17 protein-coding genes are annotated in these 19,735 nt (G+C 39.7%); 16 read left to right on the top strand and 1 reads right to left on the bottom strand.

All coding sequences use genetic code 11. The features are described from left to right. Nucleotides 1-61 precede the first annotated feature (61 nt). The 16 genes from ACOQO1_RS00685 to ACOQO1_RS00610 all read left to right on the top strand — a co-directional run bounded on the left by ACOQO1_RS00685 (nucleotide 62) and on the right by ACOQO1_RS00610 (nucleotide 18,870). On the top strand, nucleotides 62-3,841 hold the full coding sequence (locus tag ACOQO1_RS00685; RefSeq protein WP_420600949.1) for an efflux RND transporter permease subunit: 3,780 nt from the start codon (nucleotides 62-64) through the stop codon (nucleotides 3,839-3,841). Continuing rightward, nucleotides 3,838-5,055, top strand: coding sequence for a TolC family protein (locus ACOQO1_RS00680; protein WP_420600948.1), 1,218 nt, complete (start codon nucleotides 3,838-3,840; stop codon nucleotides 5,053-5,055). Before ACOQO1_RS00685 ends, ACOQO1_RS00680 begins: the two co-directional genes overlap by 4 nt. Nucleotides 5,056-5,069: 14 nt before the next feature. Further along, on the top strand, nucleotides 5,070-5,585 hold the full coding sequence (locus tag ACOQO1_RS00675; protein ID WP_299214324.1) for a DUF3347 domain-containing protein: 516 nt from the start codon (nucleotides 5,070-5,072) through the stop codon (nucleotides 5,583-5,585). A 6-nt stretch (nucleotides 5,586-5,591) separates the two neighbouring features. Continuing rightward, on the top strand, nucleotides 5,592-6,314 hold the full coding sequence (locus ACOQO1_RS00670) for an acetolactate decarboxylase (protein WP_298793677.1): 723 nt from the start codon (nucleotides 5,592-5,594) through the stop codon (nucleotides 6,312-6,314). Beyond that, the gene (locus tag ACOQO1_RS00665) at nucleotides 6,311-6,868 is read left to right on the top strand and encodes a helix-turn-helix domain-containing protein (RefSeq protein ID WP_029511585.1); all 558 of its coding nucleotides are present in this window, start codon (nucleotides 6,311-6,313) and stop codon (nucleotides 6,866-6,868) included. The genes ACOQO1_RS00670 and ACOQO1_RS00665 overlap by 4 nt, the downstream gene beginning before the upstream one ends. Nucleotides 6,869-6,945: 77 nt before the next feature. Beyond that, complete coding sequence (locus tag ACOQO1_RS00660) at nucleotides 6,946-9,669, top strand: heavy metal translocating P-type ATPase (protein WP_420600947.1); 2,724 nt, start codon at nucleotides 6,946-6,948, stop codon at nucleotides 9,667-9,669. Nucleotides 9,670-9,671: 2 nt separating this feature from the next. Next, nucleotides 9,672-10,388 carry a PepSY domain-containing protein gene (locus ACOQO1_RS00655; protein WP_420600946.1) on the top strand — a complete coding sequence of 239 codons (717 nt, stop codon included), beginning with the start codon at nucleotides 9,672-9,674 and terminating at the stop codon, nucleotides 10,386-10,388. Next, nucleotides 10,385-12,151 carry an efflux RND transporter periplasmic adaptor subunit gene (locus tag ACOQO1_RS00650; RefSeq protein WP_299214310.1) on the top strand — a complete coding sequence of 589 codons (1,767 nt, stop codon included), beginning with the start codon at nucleotides 10,385-10,387 and terminating at the stop codon, nucleotides 12,149-12,151. The genes ACOQO1_RS00655 and ACOQO1_RS00650 overlap by 4 nt, the downstream gene beginning before the upstream one ends. A 44-nt stretch (nucleotides 12,152-12,195) precedes the next feature. Beyond that, entirely contained in the window at nucleotides 12,196-12,510 is a 315-nt protein-coding gene (locus tag ACOQO1_RS00645) for a DUF6660 family protein (RefSeq protein WP_050810863.1), read from the top strand. Nucleotides 12,511-12,600: 90 nt separating this feature from the next. Further along, nucleotides 12,601-14,751, top strand: coding sequence for a TonB-dependent receptor (locus ACOQO1_RS00640; protein ID WP_420600945.1), 2,151 nt, complete (start codon nucleotides 12,601-12,603; stop codon nucleotides 14,749-14,751). Between the two features lie 2 nt (nucleotides 14,752-14,753). Continuing rightward, a complete protein-coding gene (locus ACOQO1_RS00635) occupies nucleotides 14,754-15,167 on the top strand; it encodes a Fur family transcriptional regulator (RefSeq protein WP_010519666.1) in 414 nt (137 codons plus the stop codon). A 56-nt stretch (nucleotides 15,168-15,223) separates the two neighbouring features. Next, nucleotides 15,224-15,586, top strand: coding sequence for a DUF3703 domain-containing protein (locus tag ACOQO1_RS00630; protein ID WP_298998013.1), 363 nt, complete (start codon nucleotides 15,224-15,226; stop codon nucleotides 15,584-15,586). Further along, the gene (locus ACOQO1_RS00625) at nucleotides 15,583-17,538 is read left to right on the top strand and encodes a heavy metal translocating P-type ATPase (RefSeq protein WP_420600944.1); all 1,956 of its coding nucleotides are present in this window, start codon (nucleotides 15,583-15,585) and stop codon (nucleotides 17,536-17,538) included. Before ACOQO1_RS00630 ends, ACOQO1_RS00625 begins: the two co-directional genes overlap by 4 nt. 144 nt (nucleotides 17,539-17,682) lie before the next feature. Next, complete coding sequence (locus ACOQO1_RS00620; protein ID WP_010519663.1) at nucleotides 17,683-18,054, top strand: ArsR/SmtB family transcription factor; 372 nt, start codon at nucleotides 17,683-17,685, stop codon at nucleotides 18,052-18,054. A 1-nt stretch (nucleotide 18,055) separates the two neighbouring features. Continuing rightward, nucleotides 18,056-18,658, top strand: a complete 603-nt coding sequence (merTP, locus tag ACOQO1_RS00615; protein WP_029511582.1) for a mercuric transport protein MerTP — start codon at nucleotides 18,056-18,058, stop codon at nucleotides 18,656-18,658. Further along, on the top strand, nucleotides 18,658-18,870 hold the full coding sequence (locus ACOQO1_RS00610) for a GDCCVxC domain-containing (seleno)protein (protein WP_010519661.1): 213 nt from the start codon (nucleotides 18,658-18,660) through the stop codon (nucleotides 18,868-18,870). The genes merTP and ACOQO1_RS00610 overlap by 1 nt, the downstream gene beginning before the upstream one ends. A 59-nt stretch (nucleotides 18,871-18,929) precedes the next feature. Here the strand turns inward: ACOQO1_RS00610 and ACOQO1_RS00605 are convergent, their stop codons facing one another. After that, nucleotides 18,930-19,727 carry a DUF4138 domain-containing protein gene (locus ACOQO1_RS00605; RefSeq protein WP_010519660.1) on the bottom strand — a complete coding sequence of 266 codons (798 nt, stop codon included), beginning with the start codon at nucleotides 19,725-19,727 and terminating at the stop codon, nucleotides 18,930-18,932. Between the last annotated feature and the right edge of the window lie 8 nt (nucleotides 19,728-19,735).

Raw genomic sequence — 19,735 nt, 5'->3', positions numbered from 1 at the left:
GGCCAAACGTGCTATGCACTATTTCCGCGAAGTACTTGTAATTATCTAATACTCGAATTATATGCTGAACAAAGCGATCAAATTCTTAATCGAAAACAAATTAGTAGCCATCTTGCTACTGGTCCTTTTTGTGGGCTGGGGAATGGTACATGCCCCCTTTAAATGGGACACAGGTTTTTTGCCGAGCAATCCAATTGCGGTGGATGCCATACCCGATATTGGTGAGAATCAACAAATCGTCTTTACCAAATGGGATGGCCGCTCCCCTCAGGATATTGAAGATCAGATTACCTATCCGCTTACCACATCATTATTGGGAATACCGGGTGTAAAAACCATTAGAAGTTCCTCAATGTTCGGTTTTTCAAGTATCTATATCATCTTTGAGGAAGATGTGGAATTCTACTGGTCACGAAGCAGGATTCTCGAAAAACTGAATTCCCTTCCCGCTGGACTGTTGCCCAATGGGGTGAATCCTTCATTGGGTCCTGATGCCACGGGTCTTGGACAAATATTTTGGTATACCCTTGAAGGTCGCGATGAAGACGGAAACGTCACCGGAGGTTGGGACTTACACGAACTGCGAAGCATTCAAGACTACTATGTGAAGTATGCGCTGTCATCAGCAAGTGGGGTCTCTGAGGTGGCCTCTATCGGTGGATATGTTCAGGAATACCAAATTGATGTCAATCCTGAGTTGATGCGCCAATATAATATTGGCCTTCACCATATCGTAAAAGCAGTAAAGCAATCCAACCAAGATATTGGGGCACAAACCCTGGAAATGAACCAGGCGGAGTATTTGGTTCGTGGCTTGGGCTATGTAAAATCGATTGGGGATATTGAGAATGCGGTTGTCGATGCGGAGAACTATACTTCCATCCGTATAAAGGACGTTGCCAAAGTGAGTTTGGGTCCAGCGACCCGTCGTGGCCTATTGGACAAAGAAGGTGCCGAAGTGGTCGGTGGTGTGGTGGTAGCCCGATACGGTGCAAATCCCATGGAGGTCATCAATAATGTCAAAGACCAGATTGCGGAGCTTTCTTCGGGCCTCCCTTCAAAACAGTTGTCAGATGGACGAACCTCTCAGGTAACTATTGTTCCATTTTACGACCGAACCGAACTTATACAAGAGACCTTGGGAACCCTCAATGAGGCACTTACCCTTGAAATTCTGATTACCGTATTGGTCATTATTGTCATGGTATTCAATTTACGAGCTTCCATTTTGATTTCAGGTTTGTTACCCGTTGCCGTGCTAATGGTTTTTATTTCCATGAAATTATTTGGGGTCGATGCCAATATTGTTGCCCTTTCAGGTATTGCCATTGCCATAGGTACCATGGTCGATGTTGGGGTCATACTTTCAGAAAATATCATTCGTCATCTGGACGAGAACGATACTAAACCAGAAAATGAACGGTTACACACCAATGACGTGGTCTACAATGCCACTGCCGAAGTTTCAGGAGCCATTCTGACAGCCGTACTCACCACTATCATCAGTTTTATCCCCGTGTTCACGATGGTGGGTGCTGAAGGGAAATTATTTCGCCCATTGGCATTTACCAAGACCATGGCGTTGACTGCATCCATAATCGTTGCCCTTTTCTTGATACCACCTTTTGCCGCCATTTTCTTCAAAAAAAGAAGAAGCAAAAGTATCGTGGGGTATGTTTCTAGTGCAGTATTGATTATTACAGGAGTAGCGGCTGTTTTCTATGGCTATTGGTTAGGCTTGGTGTTAATAGCCTTTGGAACCATAACATCCCTAAAGAACAAAGAACTGGCTTCTCGTCTGTTCAATGGATTTTCGCTTTCTGAAAAACAGGCGACACGTCTAAACATTATTATTTCAGCAACAGCTATCATCTTCCTTTTGGCCACTTACTGGCGACCTTTGGGATTTGATAGAAGTGTGCCGATGAACCTGCTTTTTGTGGGAATAATTAGTTTCACTCTTTTGGGCATTTTTTGGGTATTTAGAATGTATTACACCCGAATACTCCGTTGGGCATTGGGGAACAAGCTTTTATTTCTTTCCATCCCCACTGTGATTGTGGTTTGTGGAGTTCTCATAATGAACAATACGGGAAAGGAATTTATGCCTTCCCTCAATGAGGGTTCTTTTTTATTAATGCCCACGTCATTGCCACATTCTGGTGTAGCTGAAAACAAACGGGTCTTGCAGCAGTTGGATATGGCCGTAGCCAGTATCCCAGAAATCAAAACTGTGGTGGGGAAGGCTGGACGAACCGAATCTGCCCTTGACCCTGCGCCGCTATCCATGTATGAGAACGTTATCCAATATCGTTCGGAATATGAATTGAACGGGGAGGGCGAACCACAGCGCTTTAAGGTAAACAAAGACGGTCTGTTTGAACTGAAGAACGGCAAGTTGGCAGCCAATCCCAACCTAGCCCTTACCCAAGAAGCTACTTATTCCGAAACCATAATAACGGATCCCTATGGGATTGAACGAAGTCAATTGATTGCAGATGAGGATGGGGAATACTTTCGCAATTGGAGGCCTGAAATTGAATCACCCGATGATATTTGGAATGAAATCGTAAGGGTGACCAAGTTGCCCGGGGTTACCTCCGCACCTAAGCTGCAACCGATAGAAACCCGACTTGTCATGCTTCAGACTGGAATGCGCGCACCCATGGGCATCAAGGTAAAGGGACAGGACTTAAGAGAAATAGAAGCTTTTGGCCTACAATTGGAAGGGATATTAAAAACAGCAGAAGGTGTTAAGGAACAGGCTGTTTTTGCCGATCGTATTGTAGGAAAACCATATCTGCTTATTGATATAAATAGGGAACAATTGGCACGTTACGGCATTACCATTGAAGACGTGCAAAGTGTTTTGTCGATTGCGGTGGGAGGAATGCCTTTGACCCAAACCGTTGAAGGTAGGGAACGTTACGCGGTCAGGGTTCGTTATCCAAGAGAGTTACGTGCCAATCCAGATGATTTAAAAAATATCTATGTGCCCGTTTCCAAAGGGAGTCCGATACCGCTGGATGAACTGGTTACCATACGTTACGAGCAGGGTCCACAGGTCATCAAAAGTGAGGATACATTTCTTGTGGGCTATGTCTTGTTCGATAAGCTGGACGGTTACGCGGAAGTAGATGTGGTTGAAAATGCACAAGCCGCGATCCAGGCGAAGATTGATAGTGGCGAGCTCCTAGTCCCCAAAGGGATAAACTATGCTTTCACGGGTACTTATGAAAATCAGCTACGGGCTGAAAAGACCCTGGGTGTAGTGGTGCCCTTGGCACTGGCAATCATCTTTCTGATTCTGTATTTCCAGTTTAGGAGTGTGGCCACTTCGTTGATGGTATTTACCGGGATTGCTGTCGCTTTTGCAGGTGGATTTATTATGATTTGGCTATATGGACAGGATTGGTTCTTCAATTTCAATCTGTTTGGCGAGAATTGGCGGAACCTTTTTCAGATGGATGTCATCAATTTAAGTGTTGCCGTCTGGGTAGGCTTTATCGCCCTCTTTGGCATAGCCACTGATGATGGGGTGGTCATGGCCACCTATCTGACACAGACTTTCGATAGAAATAGACCGATGGATCTAAAAGGGGTCCATGATTCCGTTGTTGAGGCCGGTGAAAAGCGTATTCGACCTTGTTTGATGACCACGGCGACCACTATACTGGCCTTGTTGCCAATCCTTACATCCACGGGGAGGGGAAGTGATATTATGATACCAATGGCCATTCCATCTTTTGGGGGAATGCTCATTGCCTTGATTACGCTCTTTGTCGTTCCAGTGCTATTTGGATGGCGGAAGGAAGTTCAACTTAAAAAGGTAAGCAAATGAACAAGCTGAAAATTATTATCGGTCTTTTGTTGGTTTCCGCTATAGGAAATGCACAAGGATTGCAGTCATACATTTCGGAGGCACAGGCCAATAATCCGAAAATTCAAGCCTACGAACTGCGATATACGATTGCTAGGGAAAAGGAAAACGAGGCCAACTGGCTACCCAATACCGAATTCGGGGCGGGGTATTTTGTCAGTGAACCAGAAACCAGGACGGGGGCGCAGGTTGCCCGTTTTTCCGCCAAACAAATGCTGCCTTGGTTCGGGACAGTTGCTACACGTCAAAAGTACGCCTCTGCAATGGCCGAAACAGATTACGTGGACTATGTCGTTGCAAAGCGAAAATTGGCACTGGCCGTGGCCCAATCGTACTACGAACTCTATAGCTTATGGGCCAAACAAGGGGTCTTGGACACTAACATTGAACTGCTCCACACCTATGAGACCTTGGCCTTGACTTCGGTGGAAGTGGGCAAAGCAAGTGCCGTGGATGTGTTGCGACTGCAAATTCGTCAGAACGAATTGGAGCAACAAAAGCAAATGCTCAGGGAGCAATTTAAAGGAGAGCAGGTCAACTTCAATAATCTATTGAATCGAGATACGGATCTCACAGTTGATTTGACCGTATCTATGGACATCCCTGATAGGGACCCTGTCACTATGGACAGTCTTGAGTTGAATCCTGAACTTCTTCGTTTTGATAAAATGTACGAATCGGTGACCCAGGCGGAATTGCTAAACCAAAAAGAGGGAGCACCAATGTTGGGGTTTGGGTTGGACTACGTTCCCGTCCAAGAGCGACCCGATATGAGCTTTAACGACAATGGCAAAGACATTGTAATGCCGATGGTCTCGCTTTCCATTCCAATTTTCAATAAGCGGTATACTTCAAAAACCAAGCAGAACGAACTTCGTAAGGAGGAAATTACATTTCAAAAACAAGAACGCTTGAATGTATTGGAGTCCGCTTTTGCCAAAGCGATAGCACAGCGAAATGAGGCCCGAATAGCCTACGATACCCAATCAAAAAACCTGAAACAGGCCAAGGATGCCGAACAGATTTTGGTTAAAAATTATGAAACGGGCACCATAGATTTCAATGATGTGCTCGACATTCAGGAACTACAATTAAAGTTCCAGATAAATCAAATCCAATCGGTGCAGCTGTACTATGTGCAATCAGCTATTATCAACTATTTAATAAATCAATAATTTAAAATTCAAAGATGAAGACACTTTTTAAAACAACAGTAACAATACTTGCCTTTGCAAGTTTGATTTCGTGTAAAAATGAAACAAAGGACAACACCAGTACATCGGATTCCAACACTGAAACGACCAAGATAGTAGGGCTTTCTTTTAGTGATGACAATGTTGGCGAACAATTTCAACACTACATCCATGTAAAGACCGCATTAGTAAACTCAGATGCTAAAGAGGCTCAATCTGGGGCGAAAATGCTCATGGAAAATACAGACGATACAGCCTTAAAAGGTTTACTTTCCAAAATTTCGGAAACCAGTGATATTGAAGCACAGCGCACGGTATTTTCAGATGTTACTGCAAAGATGACGGCAATAGTGGACGCATCTATTTCTTCTGGCGAGGTGTATCAACAATTTTGCCCAATGGCCTTTAACAACCAAGGAGGTTACTGGCTTTCAACCGAAGAAGAAATTCGTAACCCTTACTTCGGGGATAAAATGCTAAAATGTGGTAAAGTGACAGAAACCATAAAATAAACAAGAATGACCGCTTCTTTAAAACAGATTCTTGCCATAGTATCACTAACCTTATTACTGGTTAGCTGTATTCCAGAGACCCGGGATGCAGAAGTAAAGTATGCAGGAGCATTACGTACACTAATGTCCGGTAATTTAGAAGCAACGGCTGCATTGGATACGCTTTCAAAAAGGAAAAACCTGTATGCGCTCGGTGCTTTTGAGAACTTAAAAGGTGAGATTCAGATTTTTAATGGTAGGGCATTCAACACGTCCGTAGCATCTAAAAAAGTTGTTTTCGATACCACTTTTGATAAAAAGGCGGCACTAATCGTTTATGCCCAAGTCTCCAATTGGCAGAACATAGAAATGCCAAATGAAATTGATTCTTCCATTAAACTGGAGGGATTCATAGAAGAACAGGCAAAAGCATTAGGGATTAATACTGAAAAGCCAATTCCTTTTTTAATTGAAGGAAACGCCCAATCATTGCGTTGGCATGTCATTAATTGGAAAGATGGCGATACCGTTCACTCGCATCAAAAGCACAAGGAATCTGGTTTAAATGGAGTTGAAGAAAATAAAGAAGTTGAGATTATCGGTTTCTTTTCGAAGTCGCACAAGGCGGTATTTACCCATCATTCTACCTTCTTACATATGCATTTTAAAACAAATAATAATGAGATTGCCGGCCATGTTGATGATTTGTCATTAGGTCAAAAAGCAACATTAAAGCTGCCCATACCGTGAAAGTAAAACTTAAAAATATGGTTTGTGACCGCTGTAAGACCGTTCTAAAACAAGAACTAGACAATGCTGGAATAAATGTGTTATCAATTGAGCTTGGCGAATTAACTGTGATGGATGAGGCGCATGTAAGTAAAGGTATTCTCAAGGAGATCGCTGAACGTAACGGTTTTGAAATCATTGATGACCAAAATTCAATTTTGGTTGAGAACGTGAAGTCAATTTTGATTAAAAGTCTCGATTCCTTAAAAGGGTTACAGGAAAACCTATCAGTAATTCTGTCCAGGGAATTAAGGACGGAATATTCGATAATCAGTAAATCCTTTAGTGCTACTGCTGGAATTACGATTGAAAAATATCTCATCCGTCTGAAGGTAGAAAAGGCTAAAGAACTCTTGCAAATGAGCAATATGACTTTCGCTGAGATTGCTTATTCACTGGATTACAGTAGTGGAAGCCATCTTGCAAAGCAGTTCAAAAATAATACTGGAATGTCAATGACAGCATATAAAAAAGTACAAAACTGGAACAGAAAAAACTTAGACAAAATTGTATAAGCTTCAACCCGAATTGTTCAAGCCTCTGGTATAAAGGCTTCATATTTTGTCCGGTCTAACACTAAATAGTTTTAAAGATGAAACATACATATCAAATAGAAGGAATGACCTGTAAAGGTTGTCTGAGAAGTGTGAAGTCGGCTTTGAACGAAGTTCCGGATGTCATCAACGTTGCTATTGATTTGGAAGCATCAACTGCGACGATAGAAATGGAAAATCATATCCCGATAGACAAATTTGAAGAAGCCGTACAGCAAAAGAAAAGTAAATATCATATACATCCCGTCAAACCAGATGGCATAAAAACACGCACCTATCCTATAAATGGAATGACCTGTAACGGCTGTAAGTCGCACGTTGAAAAAACGCTTTCAAAAGTGGATGGTGTTGTAAAAGTTTCTGTGAGTTTGGAAAAAGCTGAGGCTATCATTGACATGAAATCAGATATACCAATAGAAAAATTTCAGGGCATACTAGAAACAGATGGCGGTACTTACAGTATTTACAAATCAGGTCAGCGCCCCGAAAAAACTGAAGAAAAGAAACAGAAACCTAAAGGCAAAGGGACGGGAACTTTCTATTGCCCGATGCATTGTGAAGGCGACACAACCTACAATCAGGCGGGTGATTGTCCAGTCTGCGGAATGGATTTGGTTGAGGAAGTAAATCTTTCAGCTACTACCAATACGCAATACACTTGCCCAATGCATCCTGAAATTATTAAGGACGAAGCGGGAAGCTGTCCAATTTGTGGGATGGATTTAGTACCGATGGAACCCGACCTGTCCGCAGAGGAAAAGACTTATAAAACACTACGCAAAAAATTCTGGATTGCAGTCGTATTTACATTGCCCATTTTCATAATTGCAATGTCTGAAATGCTGACCGACAATCCCTTATACGATATTCTGGAACAGAATTATTGGAACTGGATTCAGTTCGTGCTTTCCATTCCAGTAGTGTTTTATGCTACTTGGATGTTTTTTGAACGTGCCTACCGCAGTATAAAAACCTGGAACCTGAATATGTTTACGCTCATAGGCATTGGTGCTGGTGTCGCATGGTTATTCAGCGTAATAGGTATGCTCGCACCCGATTTTTTCCCAGACCAGTTTAAGACCGAAGCAGGTACTGTTCACGTTTACTTTGAAGCAGCAACGGTAATTCTAACCTTAGTGCTTTTAGGTCAATTATTAGAAGCTCGTGCGCATAGTAAAACCAATTCGGCAGTAAAAGAACTGTTGAAATTAGCACCCAATAAAGCCATAAAAATTGTAGATGGTGAAGAAATAGAAGTCAGTATTGACGAGATAGCACTCAATGATATTCTAATGGTAAAACCAGGCGATAAAATTCCTGTAGATGGTATCATCACAGAAGGCAATACGAGTATTGACGAATCGATGATTACGGGTGAACCTATTCCAGTAAACAAATCTATAGATGATAAGGTGAGTAGTGGAACCATCAATGGCAATCAGTCGTTTTTAATGAAAGCTAAAAAAGTGGGTTCGGACACGTTATTGTCCCAAATCATCCATATGGTAAATGATGCTAGTCGTAGTCGCGCACCAATCCAGAATTTGGCGGATAAGGTTTCGGGGTATTTCGTTCCTGTTGTGGTAATCATTGCCTTGATAACCTTTGCGGTCTGGGCAATATGGGGACCAGAACCAGCTTACGTCTATGCTTTGGTCAATGCCATTGCCGTATTGATAATCGCTTGCCCTTGTGCTTTGGGATTAGCTACACCAATGTCTGTTATGGTAGGTGTTGGAAAAGGTGCGCAGAATGGTGTGCTTATCAAAAATGCGGAAGCTCTCGAAAAAATGGATAAGGTAGACACACTCATTGTTGACAAGACAGGAACAATCACAGAAGGAAAACCTACGGTAGAAAAAGTAGGTTCTTTTGATAACGGTTTTAGCGAAAATGAAGTGCTACGATATATCGTTTCCTTGAACAATCAGAGTGAACATCCATTGGCTGAAGCTACAGTTAAATACGGGAAGGAACAACAAACGGAATTTTTAAAAGCTGATGGGTTTAGGGCAATTACGGGTAAGGGTGTTGAAGGCCATGTAAATCAAAAGAAAGTATATCTGGGGAATTCTAAAATGATGGAACAGGCTAATGCGGCACTATCCAAGGTAATGGAAAACGAAGCTCAATCCTATCAAAAGCAAGGTAAAACGGTTTCGTACCTGGCCATCAAGGGAAAAGTCGTAGGATACGTTGTTATAGGCGATAAAATCAAGAAAACAAGTGCCAAAGCTATCAAAGCATTACAAGACAAAAATATTAATGTCATAATGCTAACAGGCGATAATCACGATACCGCTCAGGCGGTGGCATCTGAATTGGCCCTGGCAGATTTTAAAGCCAGCATGCTACCAGAAGACAAGCTCAAAGAGGTAGAAAAGCTACAAGAAAATGGGAAAGTAGTGGCAATGGCAGGTGATGGCATAAATGATGCACCGGCTTTGGCAAAAAGCGATGTTGGAATAGCAATGGGGACGGGAACGGACGTAGCCATAGAAAGTGCAATGATAACCTTGGTAAAAGGTGATTTAAACGGAATTGTAAAAGCAAGGAATCTAAGCGATTCTGTAATGAAAAACATTAAGCAAAACCTATTTTTTGCATTGATATATAACACCTTAGGTATACCTATCGCCGCAGGGGTCTTATTCCCAATTTTTGGAATATTACTCTCACCAATGATAGCAGCTTTAGCAATGAGTTTTAGCTCTGTTTCGGTAATAGCAAACGCACTACGTTTAAGAAGCAAAACGATATAATTATGGTAAGCAGGAACACAGCTTTAAAAATCAGAAAAACGCACAGGTATTTGGGTCTCTTTTTAGGCATTCAGTTCCTGTTTTGGACAATTAGTGGTTTATACTTTAGTTGGACAGACATCGATGAAATACACGGTGACCATTTTAAAAATTTGGAGCATCAAACTAAAGCCTATGGAGATTTAATAAGCCCATCCCAACTTGATGTTGCAAATGGAGTTAAAACCATTGAATTGAGGGATATTGGCAATAGACCCTATTACTGGATAAATAACAAACAATTGTACAGTGCCATTAATGGAAAACCAAAGAAGAGTATTACGAGGGATGAAGCACTATCAATCGCTCAAAGTCATATGAGAAGTGATTTGATTGTGGAATCTATTGAGCAGATTACTGAAACTGGAAAACACCATGAATATCGCGAAAAGTTATTACCTGCTTACGTCATCTCATACAAAACAGATGAAGCTTTAAAGGCCTATGTTTCCGTTAGTGATGGAAAATTTCAAACAGTTCGCCATAGGGATTGGCGCATTTTCGATTTTCTATGGATGACCCACACTATGGATTATGAAGGTAGGGATAACTTCAATACAACAGTTTTGAGAGCATTTTCACTTTTAGGTTTGATTACGGTATTAAGTGGATTTCTCCTCTGGTATATCAGTTCACCTTCAATTATTACATTAAAAAAACGATTAAAAATAAAGAAATGAAACAGCGCATAATTTTAATTGCAGTTGCGGCCATTATTGGATTGGGAGTAGGGTATGTTCTTTTTGGAACATCCCATGCCGATACTATGGAGGCAACGGAGCATGACCATGAAACAGGATCAGAAAACCAAATGTGGACATGCTCCATGCATCCCCAGATTATGCAGCCTGAACCGGGTGACTGTCCTATTTGTGGAATGGACCTGATTCCTGCTGAAGTCGGTACTGGAGGTCTTTCGCCTGAACAATTCTCAATGACGGATAATGCGCTTGCCTTGGCGAATGTACAGACCATTGTGGTCGGCACTAAATCCGCAGGTGACGACAATTCCATTTCCCTATCGGGTAAAATTGCAATAAACGAAGAAGCTGTTGCCGTACAGGCCAGTTATTTTGACGGAAGGATTGAGCGATTGAACGTTAATTATGAAGGGCAAGAAGTTCGAAAAGGACAATTACTGGGAACTATCTATTCTCCTGAACTGGTAGCGGCACAGCAAGAACTATTGACCACGGTATCTTTAAAGCAGTCGCAACCGCAATTGTACCAAGCTGTCCGTAACAAATTGAAGCTCTGGAAATTATCGGAAAATCAAATCAACGCCATAGAAAGCTCCACTAAGGTAACGGAATACTTTCCTGTTTATGCAACGGTTTCCGGTACGGTTTCCGAGGTCATGAGCGCGGAAGGTGATTATGTAAAGAAAGGGCAGCCTATTGTAAAGGTGAGCAATTTAAGTACAGTTTGGGCCGAGTTTGATGCCTATGAAACTCAGTTGTCACAACTAAAAAAAGGGCAAAGAATAAGCATAACCACCAATGCCTATCCAAATAAAACGTTTAATGGTAAAATTTCATTTGTGGACCCTGTACTTAACAATGCTACTAGAACCGTAACAGTGCGTGCAACACTTGCAAATCAAAATGAACAATTCAAGCCTGGGATGTTCGTAACTGGGAAGATTCAGAATGATAAAAATTTTAGTGATGAATCGAAACTGTGGGTACCTTCCTCAGCTGTGATGTGGACAGGAGAACGTTCTTTGGTCTATATAAAAGTCAAACCAGATGAGCCAGTCTTTGAAATGAGGGAGGTAATGTTAGGGGTAAGAAATGGAGAACAATTGGAAGTTATTTCTGGCCTTAATTCAGGCGAAGAAATTGTGGCCAATGGAACTTTTTCAGTTGATGCGGCTGCACAATTACAGGGTAAAAAAAGTATGATGAACAAAGCTGGCGGCAAGACGAGGACGGGTCATGAAGGCCATCTGGGAATGCAACCTCAGGAAGATTCCAATAGTTCGGAAGACCAGATGAAAATGACATTGCCGGACACCTTTCAAAAGGAGTTTGAAAAAGGATTTCCAGCCTATTTAAAATTAAAAGATGCATTGGTGGCCAGTAATTCAAAGCAGGCGGCAATACATGCAAAAGCTACTTTGGAAATATGGCAAAGGCCAAATTTTTCTGACTTGGGTACAATGGAAAGAGCACATTTGGACAAGAGTATTGAAATGTTGGAAGCTATCACTAAAGCGGGAAAATTAGAAGACCAACGTTCCCATTTCGTAATTCTTAATGCGAATATGGTCGCTATTGCAGGTGAGCTAAAGGATTTGGGTAATGCACTTTATGTGCAGCAATGTCCTATGGCAAACAGTAATAAGGGCGCGGTTTGGTTAAGTGCTGAAAAAGAGATTCGCAATCCCTATTACGGGGATGCTATGTTGACTTGCGGGAGTGTCATTGATTCATTGCGATAGTTATTTGCAACCCAGTTGCACGAAAATCTTTTTATCTTTGCGTTGTGAAATTTTTGGCAGTCATTTTATCTTTTTATTTCTTGGCACTTCAAGCAGTGCCCTGTAATGATGATGAAAATATTATAGATGATTCTCAAACTATCTCAGTAGTTGATTTTGACGGAGACCACGACCAAGATTGCGAACTTTGTTCTCCGTTTTGCCAGTGTCACTGCTGTCATGCCCACGCCATTTCCGCCTTTAATTTCTTCGCAGAGACGGAACATCAATTAGTTGATGGAAAGATTATTTCTAAACAGTTGGGTATCTTTCAAGAAGTTTCACTCCGCATCTTACAGCCTCCCCAAAGTATTGGCTAAAATTCTTAGCGATAAAGAAATCGCCACCCACATTATTTAGTCAATTTATTACAAATACAAATGAATAAAAGTCTATTAAGCTATTGGCTTATGCTACTATTTTGTGCTTTTGGTTACGCTCAAAATACGTTAGAAATAAAAATATTTTCAGAGCAAGAAAAAGAGCCATTACTAGGGGCAACTATCTATATAGAAAGCCTCAACAAGGGAGCGACAACAAATTTTAACGGAATCGCTTTCTTTGAAGACCTCCCCAATGGGGAATATAACTTGCAAATTTCCTATTTAGGTTTTGAAACAATAGAAAAAAGCATAACCGTTCCTTCAAACGAAGCATTAATCTTCTTTTTAAAAGAAGATGAAAATGCCCTTGATGAAGTAATCGTACAATCCTCAAGAAGTACAAGAACAGTAAAAAAGATACCTACTAGAATAGAATTTATTGGGGCTGAGGAATTAGGTGAAAAAGCCGTAATGAACCCAACCAATATTTCTATGGTACTTCGAGAAAGTACCGGAATACAAATGCAACAAACCTCATTGAGCAGCGCAAATACCAACATTAGAATACAAGGTTTGGATGGGCGTTATACGCAACTATTGCGTGATGGTTTTCCCCTCTACAGCGGTTTTTCGAGTGGATTGAGCATTTTACAGATTCCACCATTAGATTTAAGGCAATTCGAAATCATCAAAGGTAGTTCGTCAACATTGTATGGCGGTGGTGCTATTGCAGGATTGGTGAATATGGTTTCAAAAACGCCCAACGAAGAACCAGCTTTAGATATTATGCTAACCCAAACACAAGCTTTGGGAAGTACCGCCAATGTTTTCTATAGCGAACGAAGGGATAAATGGGGCTGGACGCTTTACGGTTCAGGTCATTATCAAAAAGCATATGACCCAGAGGATGACGGTTTTAGCAATCTGCCCCAGACGCAATCTATAAGCTTTAATCCTAAATTGTTTTATTACCCCTCGGATAATACCACTTTCTGGTTTGGAATCAATGGAACTTATGATGATAGAAAAGGGGGTGATATTACAAAAATTGAAGAAGGAGAAAACGGAATTCATCAATATACCGAAGAAAACCTATCCAAACGGGTAAGTACTCAGGCCGTTTTTGAATCTCAATTAGATTCTGTTCAATCTATTTCGGTAAAGAACAGTATTGCTTTTTTTGATAGGAGTTTGGACATACCAGATTTATCTTTTAAAGGGAGTCAATGGAACACCTTTACAGAAGCTGCTTACCAAAAGCAAGGAGTAAAAGCAGATTGGGTTTTAGGAGCAAACTTATATTCTACAGTATTTAATGAACGGGGAAATCCTTTAGAACGTGACCAAAAGGACGTTACCGTTGGATTGTTTGCTAATAACATCTATGACGTTACGGAACAATGGATTCTTGAAACAGGACTGCGCACCGATTATGCCATTGATTGGGGATTCTTTGCGCTGCCAAGAATTTCCCTATTATATAAATCAAACAACAACTTTTCTAGCAGACTTGGGGGTGGTTTGGGCTATAAAGTCCCCGATATTTTTACTGAGGAAGCGGAATTCATAAACTTTCGAAATGTCTTACAGATTGATAAGGATGCTTTGAAGGCGGAACGTTCTTATGGGCTTAACCTAGATTTTAACTATCAAACAAGATTGACCGATGAAGTAGGTTTTTCCGTAAACCAATTGTTTTATCTGACTGCTATTAGAAATGGATTGTTACTTAATTCCGTTGATGGTGATTTATTTCAGTTTGAAAATGCTTCTGGAGAAATTCTAAGTAAAGGGGCCGAGACCAATATCAAGTTTACCTATAAAGATTTTAGGTGGTTTTTGAATTACGCATTTATAGACACACGCCTAAATTATCTACCTGGCAATCCACAGAAACCACTGACCGCAAAGCACAATGCAGGGAGTGTTTTGATGTATGAATCTGAAAAATGGCGTATAGGTTATGAAACCTTTTACACAGGAAAACAATTACTTTCAAACGGGTTTGAAACAACCGATTTCTTTACAATGGGCTTGCTTGTAATGCGTAATTTTAAATGGGGAAGTACATTTGTAAATTTTGAGAACTTTACAGACCGAAGACAAAGTCGTTTTTCGCCTTTAGTTCTGCCCCCTCACGAAAACCCTACTTTTCCAGAAATATATGCGCCTACAGATGGTTTTATCTTTAGTATTGGAATCATTTTAAAACCCTTTGGAAACGAAGACAACGATTAATTATGCAAACAATAGAAGAATTATTAGAATCAAAGGGAGTTCGGATAACAGCAATGCGCCTGCTGATATCCAAGTTTCTTGCAGGAAAAAAGGTGGCAGTTACTTTGAGTGATATAGAAAATGCTTTCGCAAAAGCAGATAGAACTACCCTTTATAGAACCCTTAAAACATTTGAGGAAAAAGCAATTGTACATCAAATAGATGATGGCACTGGCATCACCAAATATGCGATGTGTGAAGAAGGTTGCAATTGTGAAATGGAACAAGATTTACACCTTCATTTTCATTGTAACAATTGTGGAGAAACCGTGTGTTTAACGGAACATAAAATCCCACTAATAAAGGTCCCCGATGGTTTTGTTTCGGAAAATGTAAACTTGGTTGTAAAAGGTATTTGCGATAAATGCAGTGCCTAATAAATGCACTTCCGTTGCACTGACCATTAAGCTACTTTTATCCAAAATAGATGGATATGAAGTTTAATGTAAAAATCCCGAGACATCTAAAAGAAGCTTATAAGTCAGAGCTAAAAGATTATAGACATTGCCTCCTAAAAAACCAATATGCTGATGCCTGGTATCATTTAGAACGTAGTCATATTATAGGTCAGTCTTACCCGATAGAGCATACCTATTCCCATTGGTTAATGCTAAGGTTTGGTTTAATGCAAAAAAACACCAAAGAAGTCTTTGGGCAAGTACTTAGGCTAGTTGTCGGAGGTTGGAAATCATTTATTAATCACGTTCCACTTGGTAATACCGGAGGTGCAAATGTGCCACCTTTAAAACGTATGCCTATTCCAAATGATATTGAAAAATTATTAGATACTAAATGAAAAAAAAGAAAGTCAATTTAAGAGAATTAAAACCAAAATCGGCAGAAGTACATACTCACGATGATGGTCACAATCACGGCCACAGTGATAGTAGTTCTTTTGGCACCTATATACCTGCAATCATAAGTTTTACAATGCTTATAATTGGTATAGGATTAGATTATTTTGATATTTCTTTTTTTAAGGATTGGGTTCGTATCGCTTGGTACGGTATCGCATATTTACCTGTAGGCTTTCCCGTAATAAAAGAAGGTTGGAAGAGTATTATACGAGGAAATTTCTTTACCGAATTTCTTTTAATGTCAATTGCAACTATAGGCGCATTTGCAATAGGAGAATATCCTGAAGGTGTCGCGGTAATGCTTTTTTATGCTGTTGGTGAATTATTCCAAAATGCAGCTGTAAATAGAGCTAAAGGAAATATCAAAGCTTTACTGGATGTTCGTCCAAAAGAAGCCACTGTTTTTCGTGATAATGATTACATTAATGTATCACCAGAAGAGGTAACGATTGGAGAAAAAATTCAAGTCCGAGTAGGTGAAAAAATTCCGTTAGATGGTGTACTTTTATCCGATAAGGCTTCATTGAATACGGCTGCTTTAACAGGAGAAAGCAAACCTGATTCGCTTTTAAAAGAATCCAAAGTATATGCAGGTAGTATCAATTTAGAAAGTGTCATTGAAATTAAAGTCACCAACACCTTTGAGGATAGCTCAATTGCTAGAATATTAGACTTGGTTCAAAATGCTACGGCACGTAAATCCAAAACGGAATTATTTATTAGACAGTTTGCACGGATCTATACGCCTATTGTAGTGTTCTTAGCTATTGGAGTTACGTTTCTACCTTACTTTTTTGTTGATGATTATGTGTTTCAAAATTGGTTGTATAGAGCATTGATTTTCTTAGTCATCTCTTGTCCTTGTGCATTGGTCATTTCTATTCCGTTGGGCTATTTTGGTGGATTGGGCGCAGCATCAAGAAATGGAATTCTTTTTAAAGGAGCTTCTTTCTTAGATGCAATGACCAAAATAAACACCTTGGTGATGGACAAAACGGGAACGGTTACCAAAGGTGTTTTCAAAATCAAAGAAATCAAGGCTATCGGTTGGGAAGAATCCCAATTTATAAAATACCTAATAGCAATGGAAGAACAATCTACACATCCCGTTGCAAAAGCCATTATGGAGTACAAAGAAAATGGTGATGACTATGATGCAAAGGAAGTATCTGAAATTGCAGGTAAAGGTTTAAAAGGGATTATAAACGGAAAAACTGTTTTAGTAGGAAACAAAGCCTTAATGATTGATAATGATATTACCATTCCAAATGAAACAGATTCTTTAGTAGAATCAATAGTGTTGGTTTCAATTGACCATACATTTGCGGGTTATGTGGTGATAGCGGACGAATTAAAAGAGGATGCAAAAGAAACAATTACGGAATTGCATAATGTTGGGGTCAAAAATATTATGATGCTTTCAGGCGATAAAGATTCCATTACCCAGCAAGTCGCTAAAGAATTGAATATTGAAAAAGCCAAAGGTGGGTTATTACCAGAGGATAAATTAAATGAGGTCGAAACGCTAAAACAAAACCCAGAAAACAAAGTAGCCTTTATCGGCGATGGTATTAATGATGCACCCGTTTTGGCGGCAAGTAACGTTGGTATTGCGATGGGTGGCTTAGGCAGTGATGTCGCTATTGAAACCGCAGACGTCATCATCCAAACCGACCAGCCTTCAAAAGTGGTTAGAGCTATTAAAATAAGTCGTTCTACACGTAAAATTGTATGGCAGAATATTATACTTGCCTTTGGTGTTAAAGCTATCGTGTTGATTTTAGGTGCAGGCGGTCTAGCTACAATGTGGGAAGCTGTTTTTGCTGATGTTGGCGTAGCGCTATTGGCTATCTTGAATGCTATACGGTTACAAAGAATGAATTGGTCATAGCCTGTAAACCAAGCTATTTTTTATCAGTAGGCATTCCTTTCTTTATTTTCAAATCTTCAGAGTCAAACTTATTTTAACTCAAGTTTGTATTTAAGCATTTGCTTAAATAATTACATATCTATACCTTTGATCAAAATTAGTTATATGAAACTTGAAACTAGCTGTATCAGGGCAGAGGCTGACCACACCCAAATACTTCGTTGTAAAGAAGATTTGAATGCGGTATCAACTTCCATTGAAGCCATCAGTAAAATTATGGCACTGGCTGGTAATGAAGTCCGTTTTAAAATATTGTTTTTGTTGAAAAGGGAAACCGAATTGTGCCCTTGTGACTTTGCTGATATTTTAGAAATGAGTGTTCCTGCTATTTCCCAACATTTACGCAAGATGAAGGATGTAAATGTAATTACTACCCGTAGAGATGGTCAAACCATCTTTTATCGTATTTCGAAGAAAAATGAAGATTTTTTGACTGCTATTTTGAGTAATATAACATTTGAAAAAAAAATTGCATAAGATGAAAAAAACATTGACCTCTAATCGAACTGCTTTTGCTGGATTGTTTTCAGCTATAGTAGCTTCACTGTGTTGTATTGCTCCTGTCTTAGCTTTACTTTCTGGGACAACAGGAATAGCTTCTACCTTTTCTTGGGTAGAACCGTACAGACCTATTTTAATAGGTATAACCGTTTTGATTCTTGGTTTTGCCTGGTATGAAAAATTAAAACCACGTACACAGGATATTGATTGCGCTTGTGATGATGACAAACCTAAATTTATTCAATCCAAAAAGTTCTTGTTTTTGGTGAGCATTTTTGCAGGTATTATGTTAGCCTTTCCCTACTATTCACATATATTTTATTCCAACTCAAATGCTGAAAAGCAAGTCGTTTATGTATCTGAAAGTAACGTAAGTGAAGTGAACTATTCCATACAGGGAATGACGTGTGCAGGTTGCGAAGCCCATATTGAAAACGAGGTAAATAAACTAGAAGGCATTTTGGAGGTAGATGCAAATTATGAAACATCCAAAGCTTTTGTGAAGTTTGATAAAAGTAAAGTAACTGCTAATGAGATAGTAGGCGCTATTGGAAAAACAGGATATAAAATCATAGAGTGATGGAAGCTATTTTAGAATCTACAATTACGTGTCCAAACTGTGGACATAAGAAAGAAGAAGAAATGCCAACAACAGCTTGCCAGTTCTTTTATGATTGTGAAAATTGTAAAGAAGTATTACGCCCTAAAGAGGGAGATTGCTGTGTATTCTGTTCGTATGGCACGGTGGCTTGCCCACCTATTCAACAAAACAAAGATTGCTGCAATAATTAGGAAACATATAAGAGCGTATAACAAAAGCCCTGATAATGGAATCAGGGCTTTTGTTATTATCACCAAATTAAATTCACCGCTCTTGTCGTGTTTAATTCCTGTAACCTTACCTCCGTCTTTTCACTGTCACCAATAGTAAATTTCGGAACAACATAAACCAACTTCGCTTTTGTATTGGGTAATATTTGATAGGGTTTGTTGTGAACATAAATAGGGTTTAAGGGAATTTTCTGATAGGATGCATTCCGCTTTTTATTTCTATTTACCTTAAAAATATTGAGATAATCAAAATCGAATCGTATACCGGATTTATTTTCAATTTCAAACTGTAGATAAACATTATCACCGTGATATTTTAAATTTTTAAGACTCAACTTTATGTTACTCACTTTCTTTGTCACATTCTTTTCTTCAGGAAGTTTTAATAATGATTCACAAGATCTGCGCAGTGGTCCCAGCGAATCTTTAACTGAAAAGCTCTGTTTTGTAATTGTCCGCTCAGTTTGAACTTGCTTGACGTTTCCAATGCTTTCATTCTTTGTTATAAAACGATTGGGGTTCTCCAGATGTTCCGAATATTTCAAAATAAAGGAATACACTGTGCCATCTGTGGTAATCACCAATAAGTTACTAGGCTCTCCTTTTACCGCTTTTAATAAACCCAGATTCTGTTCTTTATCTCTATTGTAGGTAAAAACAAAATTGTCCGATCCTGTGATGCCCTGTTTAATATCCGTTGGGAAAAACAACGCCATTGTCATTGTTGAATTAGCATATAGAGTATCTAACTGAATTTTATTTTTTGCATGTGCTGAGAGCATGAGCCCTAAACTCATCATGACTATTAACTTTTTCATAGTATTCA

The sequence above is a fragment of the Flagellimonas sp. genome, from assembly GCF_965222555.1.
Taxonomy (GTDB): Bacteria; Bacteroidota; Bacteroidia; order Flavobacteriales; family Flavobacteriaceae; genus Flagellimonas.
The sequence above is the reverse complement of the archived record's forward strand: the minus strand, read 5'-3'. Positions and strand labels throughout refer to the sequence as shown.